Here is a 17,554-nt window from a genome sequence, read left to right on the forward strand (position 1 = left end):
ATAAAAGAGGGATTTGCAGCAAATCATTTTCTGCAAATCCCTCTCTTATAATAACGGTTGTTAGTACATATCAAACCAAACCTTTGTAGTCAGCAGATCCGCACCCTGGCGGGCCACCGCTGCTTTGTAGTTGGCGCCGTTCAACGCCTGCTCGCTGGAAGGATACGTTAAACGCAGCGGCATTTTACCCTGCAGCGCGCCGGTGTAAGCTGGCCTCAGCTGCGGATAATCCAGTCTCCTCCATTCTGCAAAAGCCTCCAGACCTTCACTGAATAACGCCAGCCACTTCTGCTCTCCTATTGATTTCTTATAATTATTGGCGTCATATGCCACTGCAGGTTGCGCGAGGTAAGTGTCTACCTGCGTACCGGTAATGCCATATTGCTTGAAAGATGCACGGATAGCCTGTGCATACAAATCGGCTGCATTGCCGCTGATCAGGTTACGCTGCGCCGCTTCCGCCAGGATAAACAATTGTTCTGCGTACGTAAATACAAAGGCGGGCGCCTGGGTAGCGGTGAAAGCAGCCCCCACATCGGAAGTTTTGCTGAAGCCCAACCGTGAGGCTGAGTCGGCAGACAATCCATTGGTAACGCCGATATATGCATTGGTATCGGCCGGCAGTGCTGCGTATATGCTTAACCGTGGGTCGTTCAGCGCTTTCAGTTTATCCACTACCGTTTTACTGATGCGGTAGTCGTTCCGTGTTTCCCTGTTTCTGCCAACCGGGTTCTGATTGGGAGAAGTGAGATAGTTCAGTTTCACTTCACGATCGCTGGCAGTGAGGAAAAAGTTGCCTTCTGCTGCCAGTTCTGCGAACACTGCTTTAGCGGTAGCCGGGTCACGATCGGCCAGCCGTAATGCAATGCGTGAGCGCAGCCCGTTAGCGAATTTCTTCCAGCCATTCATATTTCCGGCCAGTAAAGAGTCGCCGAGAATAGGATTGTCTGACGGCGAAATAGTGTTCGCAGCATTCTTCAGTTCAGCCAGCAATCCTCTGTATACCACCCGCTGACTGTCGTACACCGGTGTAAGATACTTATCAATATTGCCCGCCTGTGTGTAAGGAATATCTCCATACAAATCGGTGAGCACCTGGAAAATCCACGAACGCATGATAATGCCTACGGCTTTATAATTGGGGTTATGCAGTGTATCGCCCAGCTCCGCGAGCTTGGTAAAATCAGCAATCCCCTGCGCATAGAAATTATTCCACACCGTTTGGATGTTGGTAGTGGCCGGAATATAACGGTCCGGATCCGGATACTGGATTTTAGCCCAGTACTGGATATACAGCAGGGATGTTTCCATTGTGGCATCGCTGCCCCAGTAAGTATCCACGTTGGCTTTAATACCATTGCTCAGCAGGTAATCCGGCTGTACGGCAGTGGGTTCGTTCGGATTTATATTGGTGCGCTCCAGGTCTTTCTGGCAACCGGCCAGCCATACTGTAGCGAATATTAAAGAGAAAGGTATCAACAACTTTTTCATAATCAATCAATCATTAAAATGAAACATTCAGGTTAAAGCCAAAGCTGCGGGTGGTGGGTATCTGCAGCGTTTCCAGTCCCTGTCCATTACCGGTATTAAAGGCTGTTTCAGGATCTATGTTTGGTGTATTCTTGTGCAGGTATCCGAGGTTTCTTCCTACCAGCGCTACATTCACCGCCTGTAATCCCCATTTCTTCACCAGGGAAACCGGTAAAGTATAACCTACTTTTATTTCACGCAGTTTAACAAAGGAGGCGTCATACACCGCACTTTCGTTCAGGTTGCTGGTGTATACGGCTTTGTAATAGTTTTGTGCAGAAAGAATAGCGGTGTTCTTCTTGCCATCTGCCGTGTAGCCGTCAAAGATGATCCCGTCGTGCTTTACCGTGGCGCCGCCTGGTGCGGTGGCGTTATGATCCGGCAGCTGCACATTTTTTGTGCCATCGTTATAGTAAGGCAACCCGCCATTTTCCTGGTCACGACCCGGCATAGTAGCCGCCAGCACGCCGGTACTCATACCGGTGGCATTAGTACCCGACCAGATGGACCCACCCTGTTTGGTGTCTATCAGGAAGCTCAGGTTAAAACCTTTAAAGGAGAAATTATTGTTGATGCTACCAGTCCATTTTGGTGTGTAGTAGCCTAATATTTTTTTACTTGGATCTACTGATGGCGTACCATCTGCATTTACCAGTATCCTGTTCTCGCTGTCTCTTTTATAAGCAGTGCCATAAAGAGCGCCATAGCGCTGGCCTTTGCTGGCAAGTACCTGCATATTACCGGAGCTGCCGAGTACATAGTTTGTGAGATATCCATCTGCATCCAGTTCTATTACTTTACTCACATTACGTGCATAATTGATGTTCGCATCCCAGCGGAACCCGGAGCGTGTAGTGATAGGCGTTAGTCCCAGCATTACTTCCACACCATGATTACTGAGTTCACCTGTGTTGAGTAATTTCTTCAGATAACCGGTAGTGGAGCTTACATCCGCCAGCAGGATCTGGTTGCGGCTGCGGGAGTTATAGTAAGTAACATCCAGTCGCACGCGGTTATCAATAAACCCGGCTTCCACGCCTACTTCTGTGGAAGTGGTGATTTCCGGTTTGAGGTCTTTATTCAGGTACTTATCCGATACGGTGAGTAACGGCAGCGAGCCAAACGGCTGGTTGAAAGGATAGGTATTGATTTCCTGGTAAGGATCTGTATCCTTTCCCACCTGTGCCCATCCGCCACGCAGCTTCAACAGGGAAAGCACATCGCCCTGGATATGCAGCGCTTCAGACAATACCAGGCTGGCATTTACCGAAGGATAAAAATAGGAGTTGCTACCCCGTGGGAGTGTGGAGGACCAGTCGTTACGCGCGGTTAAATTCACAAACGCGTAGTTGCGGAAACCTACCTGTGCTGCTGCAAAGCCGCTGTATACTTTTTGCCTGGTGAGTAAACTGGTAGAGATGAGCGGATCGCGGGAGTTGTTCAGCGTGTATACGCCTTTCACAGCCAGGCGTGGCGCCTGCTGGTAGTTTTGTTCCAGCTGATTGGAGCGGAGGTTGGCGCCGGCCAGTACATCGATATCAAAATCGCTGTTCAGCTTTTTCTTTGCGTTCAATGTAAATTCACCATTGGTTTCGCTAACCGCGTAGGCATCTTCCGTGTAAGAACCGAATGGTGTACCATTGGTGTAATAAGCAATTTTATACTTGCGCCTGTCCTGGTAGTAATCGGTACCGATGCGGAAGCTGGCGGTGAGCCAGTCCTGGATCTGGTACGACAACCGGGCATTACCGAGGAACCTGTTGCGCAGCATACCTACTGTGTTCTCATTCTGGATCCAGTAAGGGTTGCTATAGTAACTATGGTTCCAGTTGTAATCGGTACCATCTGCATTCTTATAGTTTTTCAGTTTGCTCACATCTACCTGGCGGCCAAACCAGATGAACTGGAGGGTAACGCTGTTACCACGGCGGCCGTCCACACCGGGCAGATTATCTGCAGCGCTGCGCACATAATTGGCGTAGGTGCTGAGAGTAAGTTTTGGTGTAATACGGAAAGTATTACTGGCGGTGAAAGTATTGCGGGTAATACCGGTGTTTGGTAAAATACCGCCTTGTTTGGTGTTGTTATAAGAGAAGCGGTAATCCAGTTTTTCGTTGGTACCGCCTACCGATAAGCCGTTATTGAGTGTATAGCCGGTTACATAGAAATCCCTTACGTTATCAGGGTGCGCTACAAACGGTACTGCTTCACCGTTGGAGAAGAACTGCGGGATGAGGCGACCGTCCATTTTCGGCCCCCAGCTTTCATCTACGCCGTCGTTGATACCGCCGCCTTTACCGTCTTTATAGGAGAATTGTCCGCCGGTACCTTGTCCGTAGGAGTTCTGAAAGTCGGGCAGGATCAGGAGTTTTTCAAAGGTGGCGCCGGAATTTACGGTAACGCCCATGCCGCCTTTGGTATCCTTTCCTGTTTTTGTTTTAATCACAATTACACCGGAGGAAGCGCGTGATCCGTACAAAGCCGCGGCATTCGGGCCTTTCAGCACGCTGATGGAGGCGATGTCGTCCGGGTTGATATCGGAAATGGCGTTGGCAAAATCGCGGCCGGTGCCAATACCGAGCTGGCTGTTGTCTATCGGTACCCCATCCAGTACAAACAGTGGCTGGTTATAACCGGCGATGGAGGTTTCACCACGGATCACAATACGGGAAGAACCGAGGTTGCCCTGGCTGTTTGTAACCTGCACCCCTGCTATCTTTCCGGACAATGCATTTACCAGGTTGGTTTCCTTTGCTTCAGCAATATCTTTTGATTTTAATTCCTGTACCGCATATCCGAGTGATTTTTTTTCGCGGGAAATGCCCAGTGCAGTAACCACTACTTCTTCCAGTTTCCTGTTACTGTTTTCCAGGGAGATGTTGATCACTTTATTGTTTCCAACTACGGCAAACGTTGTTTCAAAGCCTAGTGAAGAAAATTGCAGCGTATCATTTACCTGGGCGCTGATCGAATATTTTCCATCCGGATCGGATTGTGTACCGCGTCCGGTTCCTTTTACCTGGATAATTGCGCCGGGTATGCGTTGTGCGTCTGAGCGGGATGTTACTACCCCGTTTACCCTGATTTCCTGGGCAACGCTCTGCTGCAGCCACAGTAAGCCGGGCAGCAGGCATAACAGCCTTTTTACGTAATTCATGCTTTGTACTTGATTTATAAGTTGACTCAGATCTTTGCGGAGATGGTTACACCGTTCAGATTTTGGCATTTATTTTTTGGTGTATAATCAGTGGTGATATCGCGGCAAAAGTAAGGCACAATTATTAATCTACAAAATTTATAGACTATATAGATTGTAAAAACAGCTTTGCATTGTTGCTAAATGTTTAGCTGAAAAGGGCCGTCCGGAGATGATTTGCAGGCAATGATGTAAAGTTTAAACGGTATTATGAGTACGTGTATGTAAAGCTAAAACGGTATCATTAGTACCTGCCTTGCCTGGTGCCTGGGTGTACGCTATTATAGGATAAGCCGTAGATAAGCCGTAGATAACCCGTATCTAAGCCGTAGATAACCCGTACCTATAGAGATACGGCTTATCACTGTCTTTTCTATAGGTACAATGTGAATAATCCAGGTTTATGGGTATGACAGGGGTAACGCATAAGAGGGATAAGCCCCGTTGCCGCATAGCATTTTAATCCTGTTACCGGTTCAAATAACAGATTTTACATATCAATGCACAACTGTATGCGATCATGTTTCGGCGGCGGGCGACAGCAGTCTTATGCGGCCTTTAGGGAGGGCAGCGGGTGAGACGAGAGGTACAACGACTTCAGGAAATTTACCGGGAAAGCCCGGTAAATTCCATCTTATTAAAATTAAAAGATCATTCTATTTCGCTTCCAGCAGTTTTTTGAGGGCTGCTTTACAGTCTTCAATATTCTGCCAGATCATTCTGTCTTCGCAGATGGTGCCTTTGTATTTGATGGTCACCTTTGTTTTGCGTAACACTACCTGGTAGTATTCCGGGGCGTCGGGAGAATTTTCCCAGGTAACCTTACCATTTTCTTCGATACCACCGGCGAGTTTATCTTCTATGATGTCGTTTACTTTTTTATGCATATTATCTGCAAAATCGTAGCTGACATCTGTTTTTACCAGGCAGGAAGAATCTTTTACGGGATGATCTGTTTGGGCGGCAGCCTGTTCACGTGGCCAGCATAGCAATGCGGCACTGGCTGCTACCAGCAGTAACGGGAATTTAAATGAACGTTTCATAACAAGAAAGATTAGTATAACATGGAGAATAGGTATAATAACAAGTCCGGGAAAATGATCTCTTTGATTGCTGATTTTGGTTTATATCTCTTTTTAACTCATTATTAAAATATGACATTTATCTCACATCACAAAATAATCTTGTGGAGACGTAGGGGTAAAAGTAAAGTTGGGTGTCTTCTTAACAGATCATTGGTATTGCTGCTGCAGATTGAACATTATTTTCCTGCCGGCATCATTAAGACCGGGGAGGCTGTCGTCTGGCATAAAATGGCGTTTAAAGGCCATGATAGCGGCTGACGAGTCTTTCACATCGTATCCGATAATCCGGAGCGATAGTATCGGATCGAATGTTGCAGGTACAATGGTGGTGCTGGTGTCTTTATACCAGAGGCCAAAGCCTCTATCCGCCAGTTGCTGCCAGGGGAACCAGGCACTGGGGTCTACCTTTCTGCCGGGGGCGATATCGCCATGACCGATGAAATTGGTCGCAGGGATATTGTAGCGGTGCTGCAAGGTATCCAGCAACACCAGCAGGCTACGGATCTGGGCGGAATCGAAGGGTTCTTTGCCGTTATTGTCCAGCTCTATGCCGATGGAAGAAGAATTGATATCCGTGAGGTTGCCCCATTTGGCAACGCCTCCATGCCAGGCTCGGAGATAATCGTTCAGCATATGATGAATGGCTCCGTTGCGGCATATCACATAATGAGCGCTTACCTGTGTTCTTTGCAGGGTAAACGTTTTCAATGTTTGTTCACATGAATTCTGAGCGGTATGATGTATGATAACAAGACTGGGTTTCCGCATATTGAAGTTCACCGTACCTACCCAGGAGGGAGCTTCTGCGCCACCAGCGCCATTCAGCGCTCCCGGTTGCTGACGCAACACCTTCGCGTAGGATTTAGCTTCCTGCCGGTATACCTTATTGGTACCGGCGTATGGATTACGGGCGCAATAAGAAAGGCCGCCAATCGCTGCCAGCAGGCAGCCGTATCTCGCAAATCGGGCTATGGTCTTCATCTGGAACTGTTAAAGTTTAGACAACACTACCCGATAAAGATACTAAATGAACTGATGCATCGTTTTTTTCACGGATACTGCTATGAAAAGTGTTCTTTAAGATATACATTTACATTTTCAATAATACTTTTCGAAGTATCAAAAACCTGTGCCACATTGTCTGCAATTGCCTACTACTTACTGTTACCACTGATTTACGCGCTATCGCTGCTGCCATTTCGTGTGCTTTACCTGGTTTCTGACGCAGTATATGTATTGTTGTATTACGTGATGGGCTACCGCAAAAAGGTGGTTCTTCAGAATCTGCGGAATTCTTTTCCTGAAAAGAGTGACGCAGAGATCCAACGCATCTGTAAAGATTTCTATCACTACCTGTGTGATCTTTTCCTGGAAACGTTTAAAACGCTCACCATCAGCAAAACAGCAATGGTGAAGCATTGTAGCTTTACACCGGCTACACTGGAGCTTTTTAACCGGCTTGAAGCAGAGAAAAAGAGCGCAGTACTGGTGATGGGACATAAAGGCAACTGGGAATGGGCCGGAAATACATTCAGTATCCTGTGCCGTCAGCAGTTGTATGTGATCTATCACCCGCTGGCTAACAAACACTTTAACGGTCTCATGTATCGCATGCGCACCCGCTTTGGCACCAAGCTGATTGCCATGCAGGATACTTTCCGCGACATGGTGCAAAACCGTGGCGAAGTAAATGCCACTGCTTTTATCGCTGATCAGGCGCCACAGCCTAAAACAGCGCAATGGCTCAACTTCCTGCACCAGGATACCCCTGTTTTCAAGGGTACTGAAAAAATAGCACAGAAAATGAATTACCCGGTGGTGTATGTAACCGTGCAACGCGAAAAGAGAGGCTACTACACCGTATCGGCAGAATTACTGACCGCCACACCCGCTGAAGAAAAAGACGGCGCCATTACCTCCGCACATACCCGCAAACTGGAAGAGGACATTGTTTCCCAGCCGGCAACGTGGCTTTGGTCGCATAAAAGATGGAAACACAAACGCACTGCCGTTATTTAATCATTTTACGCAACAACAACTTTAGATAGATTATCCTACAACAATATGCTGGAAGGTAAAGAACTGATACTGGCTACCAAGCCATATGCGCGCGAAGAGAGAGCCAAAAGCTGGCTCTATACAATATCAACATTATTACTGTTGATGCTGGCCTTAACAGGTACCCTGGTATTACCTTACCTGGTATTGAAAATAATGTCCAGTATCCTTTCTGGATTGCTGATTGTAAGAATGTTTGTTATTTATCATGATCATCAGCATCATGCTATTCTGCATAAATCATGGTTAGCGGAAGCGATCATGGTTACCTTCGGCATATATGTACTGGCGCCTTCCAGTATCTGGAAGCGTTCGCACGATTACCACCATAAACATAATTCAAAGTTGTTCAGCGCCAGCATCGGCTCCTACCCTATCATTACCCGTAAGAAATTTGAATCCATCACACCGGCGGAGAGGAGAACTTATTTGTTCAGCCGTCACCCGCTAACCATTGCAGCCGGCTACCTGTCGATGTTTATGATTGGCATGTGTGTGCAGTCTTTTGTAAGCAGTCCGCGTAAACACCTGGATTCTTTGCTGGCGCTGATCATCCATATTGGTGGCAGCGTAGCGGTAGCTTATTTCCTCGGATGGGAAAGCTGGCTGCTGTTTATCCTGATTCCGTTTACCATTGCGTGCGGACTGGGTGCTTATCTTTTCTATGCGCAACATAACTTTCCGGGCGTTACGTTTAATGTAAATAAGGAATGGTGCTATGATAAAGCGGCACTGTTATCTTCCAGCTATATGGTGATGAATCCGGTAATGAAATGGTTTACCGGTAATATTGGCTATCATCATATTCATCACCTGAATGCGCGTATTCCCTTTTACCGTTTGCCAGAAGTAATGCAAAAGATCCCGGCCATGCAGCGTGTTAAAACTACCAGCCTGGGCTTCCGGGATGTATGCGCCTGTTTCCGGCTGAAGGTATGGGACCCGGAACAAAACCGGATGATCAGTCTGCGTGAAGTACGTACTATCAGGAGGGCCCAGCTGCGGAGGGAGCGCGATCCTGCAATAGTTGCCGGATAATTTTCTTCCTGGTTTCCAGCATCAGCCCGGTGAGTTCTTTTGTTTTCTGTAATACCGGCAAACCGGCAGTGTGCGGCGATCCTTCCCTGAACGGAGGCGCCGGGTTATACTCCAGTTGCAGCTGAATAATTTTAGCCGCTTCATCTCCACCTACGAGGGCTGTGAGCACCAATCCGAAATCGATGCCGGCGGTTACGCCGCCACCGGTGATACGGCTCCGGTCCCGCACTACTCTTTCTTCCACCGCTTCCACGCCAAACATCCGTAACAGTTCCAGCGAACGCCAGTGCGTAGTGGCTTTGAAGCCATCCAGCAATCCTGCTGCCGCGAGTACCAATGCTCCCGTACAAACCGATGTAACATACTTTGCCTTTACCGCCTGATCCCGCAGGAACTGTAATACTACCGGGTTGGTGAGCAATGCATTGACACCTCTTCCACCGGGAACGAAAATAATATCCAGCTGCGGACAGTTTGCCAACGCCACCTGTGGCTGCAGCAGTAAGCCGCCTTCCGCCCGGATGATATCCGTTGTTTCCCCGATAATAACCACCTCAAAACAGGACGCTTTTACAAATACATCGTAAGGGCCTGTAAAATCGAGGACCGTTAACTCGGGGAACAATAACATTCCTACTTTCAGTTTTTGCATAACAGCAGCTTTAAATGGGGTACAATATAATGCAGGCAGCATGAAGACAGGGAGCAGCGTATATTGCTACCGGTGCTGATCATACCTGTTGATGGCTACTGCCTGTTGCAGTTTTTCTATTTCATCCGGCAATAATGCGATGGCTTGCACAGCCCGCAGTGCATCCTCCAACTGCGCCGGTGTGCGGATGCCCACAACAGCGCTGGTTACAGCCGGTTGCTGCAATACAAACCGCAGTGCTGTTTGCGCAGCATCCCGTGAAGCGCTGCTTACCGATTTTACAGCAGCAGCGGCAACAGCCACTTCTTCCGCGGTGTAGTTTAAGTAAGGCGCGGCGGGTTTGTTTACCAGCAAGCCTTTCGCCACACTTCCTCTCGCCAGCACGCCGATGTTGTTTTCCTGTAACAAAGGGAAAGCTGTTTCTTCCGGGCGCCGGTCCAGCAGGCTGTACTGCATCATTACGCTCACGATGGTTGACCGCTGTACATATTCGCGGATCACATTGGGCCGGATGGAAGAGATCCCATAGTACCTTATTTTTCCTTGCTGCTGCAGGGTTTCAAAGGCAGCAATGGTTTCATCTATCGGGTCGTCAATGGTGCCGCCGTGCAGCTGATACAGATCAATATAATCTGTTTGCAGTCGCTGTAAACTCGCCTCCACAGCGGCTATGATATATGCTTTGCGGGGATTCCAGTCCCATCCGCTGCCATCTTCTTTCCACTGATTCCCTACTTTGGTGGCTATGATCACGGACGATCTTCTGTCCTTCAGGGCTTTGCCCACGGTGGTTTCATTTTGTCCGTGTTCATACAGGTCGGCGGTATCAAAGAAATTGATTCCCTGGTCGCAGGCGTGATGAATGAGGCTTGCATTGGCGGCATCATCATTTCCGAGCGACATACAGCCGAATCCGATTTCACTGACAGAGAGGTCTGATTTTCCGAGGAGATGATATTGCATGAGTTTCCGGGTTTACGATGTTATCAACAGGCACTTTCTTTGAAAGTGCAGGTAACGAAGTTATCACCAAAACTTTCATTTTTCCTATAAATCCGGTTTAAAATAGTGGGCTGTTTTGATAAACAGCCCCGGTATCTATTTACGTCCACCTCAAAAATGAGCTATGTTGCAGTAAGCGCGGTATTACCGCTGCGTTACCATGTGTTAGTCAGGAGATGGGGCCGCCTGGAAAAATAGCCCCTGTTTTTTAGTATGTCCGATCCATTGTTGAATGTTATTTGTTTTATGATCCGGAGGAAGAAATCAGGACCATCTGGAAAGATGGTCCCTTCCTTTCCCAAATCAAATTGAACCTATGAAAAAGCGTTCTATGAGTAAGACTGTTGCCAGCCTGGTTTTTAAAGATGGGGACCGTCTGGAAAAACAGTCCCCCGGTTTTCCGAATCAATCGCAGCATAAATGATCACGTTTCTACACTGACCGTTTTAACGTATGGCTTTATATTTAAACAATATGCAGGGTATGCGCCTTCATATTGGTGATTCCGGTAATGGGGACCGCTTAGAAAAACGGTCCGGGGCATAAAGCTTCCATCGTGTATGTTGCACTCCAATAATGTTTTCATATAAAAGTTTTATGGGATTAAAAATCAGGGGACTACCTGAATAAGTGGCCCCGTTTAGCATGCGTCGCAAAGACTTCAACTAAATGTTCATCTCAATGTTTAAAAACCGGACTGCCTGGAAAAACGGTCCGTTCTTGTATGTACTATCACCCCATGTGAATAGGATTTGATTGGTTAACTGTAGCCGGGAACAAACAATGAATACCTTAAGCTGCAAGTGTGCATGTTGTTCCCTGCCGGCCGTTGGTAATACCAGGTCTGACCAGTTACCGGCGTATCAATGCCGGTGATCTGTCACGCTCTTCCTATGCCTGATCTTCTTTAGCCCTGATCAGGATCTGGCCTACCGAAAGCAACAGCTGTTCCGCTAATTCAATACAAAAAGAAATAACTGGTAATGGTAATGTCCAAGAAATGTGCATGTTTGAAAATGCCTGTTGAACAAAAAAGATTGCATGTGGGTTAATTTTCGTTTTCAATAAATAAATGCAAGGAATAGCCAGCTGTTTCGCGCTGCTAATAATGGTTGAATAACCTTTTTATTGTGACTGGGTTAACTGTGACAACAAGGTTATAATAATGCTCCTGACAAACTAAAAAACAGATTTCCGGTAATTCTTTTCAACGATATGTTCATCGTGATAATGCAAAGGTAGAAAGTTATTATTACCGTAAAGCATGTTCTATGGCCATTATAACAATGAACAATCCTGAACGGAACTCAAAAATGCTGAATAAAATGAACAACGGCGATTTAAAAAATTATTGTATAAATATCGCAGCGTGATTGTCAGAATTAACAAATCAACCGTATATTCATTACCGTATTTCATACATACTTTAACGTTAGATATTCTATCCCATGCAACAACAAATTACAGGCGCTTTTTACGGTATTGCTATCGGCGATGCACTGGGCGTACCGGTAGAATTCAAAACGCGTAGTTATCTCTCAGAAAATCCTATTACCACCCTCACCGGGTACGGATGCTGGAATCAGCCTCCCGGCACCTTTTCAGATGATTCCTCCCTCACTTTCTGCACGGCGGAAAGCCTCATAGCAGGTTACAACCTTCAAAACCTGGCGCAGTCGTTTGTACGCTGGTCATCAGAAGGCTACTGGGGCGCGCATAATGAAGTATTTGATATTGGCCATACCACCCGCCGGGCGTTGCTGAGGGTGGGTAGCGGCACTTCCCCGCTGGTGAGCGGCGGATTTGAGGAATTTGAAAACGGCAATGGATCTTTAATGCGCATGATGCCGCTGGCCCTGTTCCTCACCAGCGAAAATGATATCCATATCCGCTACCAGATCGTCCGGGAAGTGTCCGGCATAACGCACCAGCATTTCCGTTCGGTACTGGGTTGCTTCATTTACGTGGAATTCCTCCGTGCCCTGCTGTCCCTGAAAGATCTCCGGGAAGCCTATTTGCAGATGCAGCGGAGCGTAAATGCCTACCTGGGCACACAGCCCTTCAACCCCACGGAAATAAAGCTCTATGAGCGCGTATTACAGCAGGATATAGCCGCCGTACCCGAACAACAGATCATCAGCTCCGGGTACGTGGTATACACCCTGGAAAGCGCCCTCTGGTGCCTGCTCAATACACCGGATTACCCTGCCTGCGTGCTTACCGCTGTAAACCTGGGAGGAGATACCGATACCACCGGTGCGGTGGCCGGGGCCGCAGCGGGCCTCCACTATGGCTATGACCAGCTGCCTGCCCAATGGATAAGCCAGGTGGTAAAGTCGGCCGAAATAGGGAATCTCGCCAAACGCTTTATGGCAGCCATTAATACTACCAGCCCTCAATAAGCAGGCATATTTCAGCAAACCGGCCGCATTTTTGCAATAAGTGGTATGCAGTTAAACTTCAAGCCCCTTTTACCGTCTAATAAACGACAGAGAAAGAGAAACTGAAGAGACGATTACCAAATGTTAAAAAAATGAAAAACAGAATTTATATACTGTTTGTGCTGGTTGGCCTGTTGGGCACATTTACAGTAAGCAACGCCTACGCGCAACGTGTTAGTTCAGGCCAGGGCGGAGGCCGTGGAGGTGGCTCCCATTATGGCGGTGGCGGAGGATTCCGTTCCGGCGGCGGTAGTGGCAGGGTATACACTTCCCAACGTATGTATTCTCCCCGTATAGTGGCTCCTGTAAACAGGGGGTATTATCACGGTTATCGTGGTCCCATTTACGGTGGACGCGTATATTACGGACGTCCCTGGTACAGGCCTTACTACAACCCGTTCTTCCCGCCATTAGGATTATATGTTTCTTCACTGCCTTTTGGTTACTTCTCCCTGGGCGCCTCCTTTGGTCCGATGTACTACTACGGAGGAACTTATTACCAGTCGACCGGCGATACCAAAGGCTATAAAGTGGTAGAAGCTCCCCTCGGCGCAGCAGTACCGGATTTGCCGGAAGGTGCAGAGGAAATACAGGTAGACGGAAACACCTATTACGAACTGAATGGTACCTATTACCAGGAGTCCATGACAGATAACGGCAGACGTTATATAGTAGTGGGCAAAAATGGTAAAATAGGCGATAAGACAGTGACCATTACTGATGACCAGGGAAATAACAACCCCGACAACGGCACAGGTAATACAGATATGATTTCACAATTACCGGATAACAGCCGCTCCGTAAATATCAACGGTCAGCAGTACTATTTATCACCAGACGGCATGTACTATCAGCCTGTTCTGAACAGCGATAATTCTATCGCAGGATATAAAGTGGTTGGTAAAATGAATGCCGATAATTAAAACAATATAGTTATTCAGATTAACAGGGAGCCGGTATTATACCGGCTCTTTTTTTTACCAGCTGCTGCTGGCGCCACCGCCGCCCGAAGATCCGCCACCCCAGCTGGAAGAAGAGGACGACGACGAAGAGCTTCCGGAAGAGGAAGAAGATGATGATTCAGATATCTTCGGAATTACAAACTGGTAATCATGCGCATAGGCACAGAAGGCGCAAACATATTCTTTTATGCCCCATCCTTCAGATGATGTAGTAGCGCTCTTTTTAGTCACCGTTTTCTTGCACTTATAGGTTTTATGTTTGCACGAAGGACAGTCTGCCAGCGCTGACCGCATATTGGTATAATTCAATACCGTTTGCGTATTACAGGTATCGCAGCGCCATACGTCGTAATCCACCGAATCGAGCTTTTCTTCCACTACCTGGCCTTTTTCCAGGTAAGTATCATCTTCTGCTTCGTCCAGTTTGTGCATGGCCTGGGCGCACTGCGGGCAGTCATATACGTCGTTGCGCAGATGATTGAGCCTGTTCTTCAGCCACATGATATATAGCCATAAATACGGCAACGGGAATATGTATCCTGCAATCCGCAGATCCCTCCTCAACACCTCCAGCCGCAGCCATTTCAGGTGGCGGTCGTCGTTTTTCAGCATCACCGCAGTACGGAGCATGATCAGCAGCACGGCCACGTGCATAAACACCAGCCACACCAGGTAATAGATCAGGCATACTTTAAGGAATCCCACATCCATGTGCCGTTTTGTAATGAGATAAAAAATGGTATAAAAAGCGATGGCGTGGATAATGATCAGTCCAATCCAGCGGGGACGCAGGAATTCGTTCGGAACAGCCGTTACGGCCAATGGTTCTTCATCAGCATTCTCTTTCCGCCGCTTTGCTTTTTTCCCGAAGAAAACATGCATCATTGCCGCCGATATGAATAACCAGAAAATAATGGCCATAAAGGAAAAATCGCCGGTATAATCATTGGAAGCGGAACTGGTGGCTTCCTCTGTACTGGCAAATGACTGGGGAGCTACGTCTATAGCGTCTCCAGCGGTCACCGGTGGCGGGATTTCATCTGTTGCAACAGTTTCGCTATCGGTAGCCATCAGGGAAGCATCCGCCCCTGGCAGATCCGGCAGCATATCATACGCATAGTTGCCGTTGTCGAACAGGGAGGCGACAGACTTAACGCCGTCTGTAAACGCTGCATCGTAGTTGTGCTCTTTGATGCGCGGGATCATGTATTCCTGCTGGATACGGAAACAGATAATGTCCGGCATGTCTGCCTCGAGGCCATATCCCGTTTCAAATTCCAGTTTGCGGGCATCTTCCACCATCAGGATCAGCAACCCGTTATTCTTCTCCTTATCTCCTATCTTCCAGTAGTTAAACAGCTTATGGGCGAAATCGCGCGTTTCATTATCGCCGATGCTGCGTAGTATTACTACCGCTACCTGCGCCTTGCCGGCATTATCCAGGGTAGATAACTTTTCATTCAGTTCCGTTACCGTTGCGTCGGAAATCAGGTGGTCGGGATTACTCACATAGCCACCGCCGGATTTTTTCGGATCCGGTACATCTTCCACACTGAATTTGTGTTTTTTGCTTTGATTACACGACGCCAGGAAACCAATCAGCAATGCCAGCAACAAGCATCTCAATAAAAACGGTTGATACTTCATCAGAATATTTTCTGTGCCGAAGATATGTTTATTTAATTTTTTCTTTCAACAGAAGAAAGTATTTTAACCGCCGATGAAGCCCGTTGTACCGACCTTGATAATCATATTATGCTTTGCAGCGACCCGCAGTTTTGCACAGGCCAAAACTGCCGACACCACCGTAAAACCTCCGGTACAACTGAAAACAGTGAATATTGTCCGGTATAATTTTTTTAAAGATTCTGCTGCCTTCCGGGAGGAATATAGTAAAGAGATGACCTTCCGCCGTCCGAAATGGTTTGAAGTTTACAAGATCACTGCCGTGGATATCAACAAACTATACCGGGTTACGCAGTTTAAGAAGAATAAAAAGAAGATCGCCTTCAAACATATGCTGCTGGATAAAGAACAGGAGATGTATGTAAACAGTGTATATACCCCCTCGCTGGTGAATAAAGTGACCCGGCTTGATGGCGACAGCCTCCGGCTTTTTATGCAGTACTACCGGCCGGAATATTCATTTATTAAAAATGCCTCCGACTACGACATCTATGCGGAAATAAAAAAGTACTACGGAACGTTTATTAAAACCCGCGACAGTGTGCCATCTCAACCATAAAACATGGCACCCCTGCATTTCTTTGGCGTACCCTGCCCCTAAAAATACTATATTTCAGTATCCATACGTTTTACTAATTCCCGCTATTATTGCGGTAATGGTAACTGCTGTGGCAAAGATTACATAAATTAGTGATCTCAAACCAGTTAACGTTGTTAGTTTTAAAGATTCTCAATACAGCTCACATGAAAAGGTTTTTCATATTGGTTGCCCTTCTCGTTCCGGTGGTACTCACCGCGCAAACGAAACTCAGTCAAAATATCGTAGACGATTTCTCCGCCCGGGTAGCCGCTCACTACCAGCTGCCGCATGACTCCATCACCGGGTACATTGCCGAACAGCTCACCCGCAGCGGTAACGCCGGCCTGGATATCGACTCTACTGTTTTTGATCTGAAAAAAGATCCGGTAGCTTTCGACGCCGCGCTGAAATACCTTTACCAGTACAGTGATTGTAACCGGCAACGGTTTATTGCCAACCTGCGCAGCATGGGACTTCAAACCAACAGCGTATTCCCCATTGCCACCTACACAGCCAATAAGTACAAGGGCGATGTGAAAGCCCTCCTGGAAGATAAAACGGATTTCCTGGCTACCTATACAGGACCGGTAACCGGTAAAAAACCACCTGCTACCATTGCAGAAGTTGCCGCCGCCAACCAGGCAGCAGCCAACGCACCAGCCAGTACCTCCACCGGAAATGAAACCGCCACTGCTACAGAAACAGGCAACACCGACGCGACCACCTCCACTGCCCCGGCAGCGGATACACGCAACTGGGAAGTGCGCCCCCTGTTCCAGGTACGCACCCCGGAACAACTGGTGGAAATGTACGGCGCCAATAACGTTACCCAGCACGATGCCGTAAACCTCTCCGGCGAAAAAGAAGGCGAGGCTTACCTGATCTATCCCGATACCGACAATGAACTGGAAGTACAGTTTGACGGCGAAAACGGGAATATCCTCACCTTCTCCCACTACCCTTCCAAATGGAAATCGCCCTATGGCATCAAAGCCGGCGACCCGCTGGATAAACTCATCAAGGTAAATGGCCGCCCCTTTAAACTGAACGCCTTTGAGTGGACCAACGGCGGAATGGTATCCAGCTGGAACGGCGGCGCCCTGGAAGGCAAAGGCGTGATCATTGTGCTGAAAGCCAATAACACCGGCGATCCTAAACAATATGACCAGGCCACCGGCGACAAAATTCTCCGCTCCGATATGCCGGCACTGAAAAAGCTGGATGTAATCATCGAATCAGTGGCGTTTAAAGCAGCGAATTAAAAACCGCCGCGGGTGTTGTCTTTCCAGGGATCAGAGGGAGAAAGACAACATCCGCACTTGCA

Annotated in this window: 13 protein-coding genes; 6 read left to right on the top strand and 7 right to left on the bottom strand. The window is 47.7% G+C overall.

What is annotated here, in order from left to right; all coding sequences use genetic code 11:
* Window positions 1-60: 60 nt before the first annotated feature.
* The 4 genes from PV783_RS30050 to PV783_RS30065 form a co-directional block, all read right to left on the bottom strand.
* Entirely contained in the window at window positions 61-1,491 is a 1,431-nt protein-coding gene (locus tag PV783_RS30050) for a SusD/RagB family nutrient-binding outer membrane lipoprotein (protein ID WP_111577952.1), read from the bottom strand.
* A gap of 13 nt (window positions 1,492-1,504) precedes the next feature.
* Window positions 1,505-4,687, bottom strand: coding sequence for a SusC/RagA family TonB-linked outer membrane protein (locus PV783_RS30055; protein WP_420990614.1), 3,183 nt, complete (start codon window positions 4,685-4,687; stop codon window positions 1,505-1,507).
* A gap of 695 nt (window positions 4,688-5,382) precedes the next feature.
* The gene (locus tag PV783_RS30060) at window positions 5,383-5,769 is read right to left on the bottom strand and encodes a hypothetical protein (protein WP_079470911.1); all 387 of its coding nucleotides are present in this window, start codon (window positions 5,767-5,769) and stop codon (window positions 5,383-5,385) included.
* A 189-nt stretch (window positions 5,770-5,958) separates the two neighbouring features.
* Complete coding sequence (locus PV783_RS30065) at window positions 5,959-6,792, bottom strand: N-acetylmuramoyl-L-alanine amidase (RefSeq protein ID WP_420990615.1); 834 nt, start codon at window positions 6,790-6,792, stop codon at window positions 5,959-5,961.
* A gap of 156 nt (window positions 6,793-6,948) precedes the next feature.
* On the opposite strand from PV783_RS30065, the gene PV783_RS30070 reads away from it, so the two are divergent.
* The gene (locus PV783_RS30070) at window positions 6,949-7,830 is read left to right on the top strand and encodes a lysophospholipid acyltransferase family protein (protein ID WP_420990616.1); all 882 of its coding nucleotides are present in this window, start codon (window positions 6,949-6,951) and stop codon (window positions 7,828-7,830) included.
* Window positions 7,831-7,875: 45 nt separating this feature from the next.
* A complete protein-coding gene (locus PV783_RS30075; protein ID WP_079470914.1) occupies window positions 7,876-8,907 on the top strand; it encodes a fatty acid desaturase family protein in 1,032 nt (343 codons plus the stop codon).
* Here PV783_RS30075 and PV783_RS30080 read toward each other — a convergent pair.
* Entirely contained in the window at window positions 8,855-9,559 is a 705-nt protein-coding gene (locus PV783_RS30080) for a DJ-1/PfpI family protein (RefSeq protein WP_420990617.1), read from the bottom strand. The two genes, PV783_RS30075 and PV783_RS30080, sit on opposite strands and share 53 nt — an antisense overlap.
* 66 nt (window positions 9,560-9,625) lie before the next feature.
* Window positions 9,626-10,522 (bottom strand): aldo/keto reductase, encoded by an 897-nt coding sequence (locus PV783_RS30085; RefSeq protein WP_420990618.1) that lies wholly within the window; start codon window positions 10,520-10,522, stop codon window positions 9,626-9,628.
* A 1,487-nt stretch (window positions 10,523-12,009) separates the two neighbouring features.
* On the opposite strand from PV783_RS30085, the gene PV783_RS30090 reads away from it, so the two are divergent.
* Window positions 12,010-12,963, top strand: a complete 954-nt coding sequence (locus tag PV783_RS30090) for an ADP-ribosylglycohydrolase family protein (RefSeq protein WP_420990619.1) — start codon at window positions 12,010-12,012, stop codon at window positions 12,961-12,963.
* 131 nt (window positions 12,964-13,094) lie between these two features.
* Window positions 13,095-13,925 carry a DUF6515 family protein gene (locus PV783_RS30095; protein WP_111577959.1) on the top strand — a complete coding sequence of 277 codons (831 nt, stop codon included), beginning with the start codon at window positions 13,095-13,097 and terminating at the stop codon, window positions 13,923-13,925.
* Window positions 13,926-13,979: 54 nt separating this feature from the next.
* Here the strand turns inward: PV783_RS30095 and PV783_RS30100 are convergent, their stop codons facing one another.
* Window positions 13,980-15,611 carry a TPM domain-containing protein gene (locus PV783_RS30100; protein ID WP_420990620.1) on the bottom strand — a complete coding sequence of 544 codons (1,632 nt, stop codon included), beginning with the start codon at window positions 15,609-15,611 and terminating at the stop codon, window positions 13,980-13,982.
* Window positions 15,612-15,705: 94 nt separating this feature from the next.
* Here PV783_RS30100 and PV783_RS30105 point away from each other — a divergent pair, with 94 nt between their 5' ends.
* On the top strand, window positions 15,706-16,209 hold the full coding sequence (locus PV783_RS30105) for a hypothetical protein (RefSeq protein WP_420990621.1): 504 nt from the start codon (window positions 15,706-15,708) through the stop codon (window positions 16,207-16,209).
* A gap of 185 nt (window positions 16,210-16,394) precedes the next feature.
* The gene (locus tag PV783_RS30110) at window positions 16,395-17,492 is read left to right on the top strand and encodes a hypothetical protein (protein WP_420990622.1); all 1,098 of its coding nucleotides are present in this window, start codon (window positions 16,395-16,397) and stop codon (window positions 17,490-17,492) included.
* The last annotated feature ends 62 nt before the right edge of the window (window positions 17,493-17,554 follow it).

The organism is Chitinophaga sp. CC14 (assembly GCF_048957795.1).
Lineage (GTDB): Bacteria > Bacteroidota > Bacteroidia > Chitinophagales > Chitinophagaceae > Chitinophaga > Chitinophaga ginsengisegetis.

Coding starts and splice junctions, on each gene's coding strand:
- PV783_RS30050 (WP_111577952.1), bottom strand. CDS start 1,491: ATGAAAAAGTTGTTGATACCTTTCTCTTTAATATTCGCTACAGTATGG.
- PV783_RS30095 (WP_111577959.1), top strand. CDS start 13,095: ATGAAAAACAGAATTTATATACTGTTTGTGCTGGTTGGCCTGTTGGGC.
- PV783_RS30090 (WP_420990619.1), top strand. CDS start 12,010: ATGCAACAACAAATTACAGGCGCTTTTTACGGTATTGCTATCGGCGAT.
- PV783_RS30085 (WP_420990618.1), bottom strand. CDS start 10,522: ATGCAATATCATCTCCTCGGAAAATCAGACCTCTCTGTCAGTGAAATC.
- PV783_RS30080 (WP_420990617.1), bottom strand. CDS start 9,559: ATGCAAAAACTGAAAGTAGGAATGTTATTGTTCCCCGAGTTAACGGTC.
- PV783_RS30075 (WP_079470914.1), top strand. CDS start 7,876: ATGCTGGAAGGTAAAGAACTGATACTGGCTACCAAGCCATATGCGCGC.
- PV783_RS30065 (WP_420990615.1), bottom strand. CDS start 6,792: ATGAAGACCATAGCCCGATTTGCGAGATACGGCTGCCTGCTGGCAGCG.
- PV783_RS30110 (WP_420990622.1), top strand. CDS start 16,395: ATGAAAAGGTTTTTCATATTGGTTGCCCTTCTCGTTCCGGTGGTACTC.
- PV783_RS30100 (WP_420990620.1), bottom strand. CDS start 15,611: ATGAAGTATCAACCGTTTTTATTGAGATGCTTGTTGCTGGCATTGCTG.
- PV783_RS30060 (WP_079470911.1), bottom strand. CDS start 5,769: ATGAAACGTTCATTTAAATTCCCGTTACTGCTGGTAGCAGCCAGTGCC.
- PV783_RS30055 (WP_420990614.1), bottom strand. CDS start 4,687: ATGAATTACGTAAAAAGGCTGTTATGCCTGCTGCCCGGCTTACTGTGG.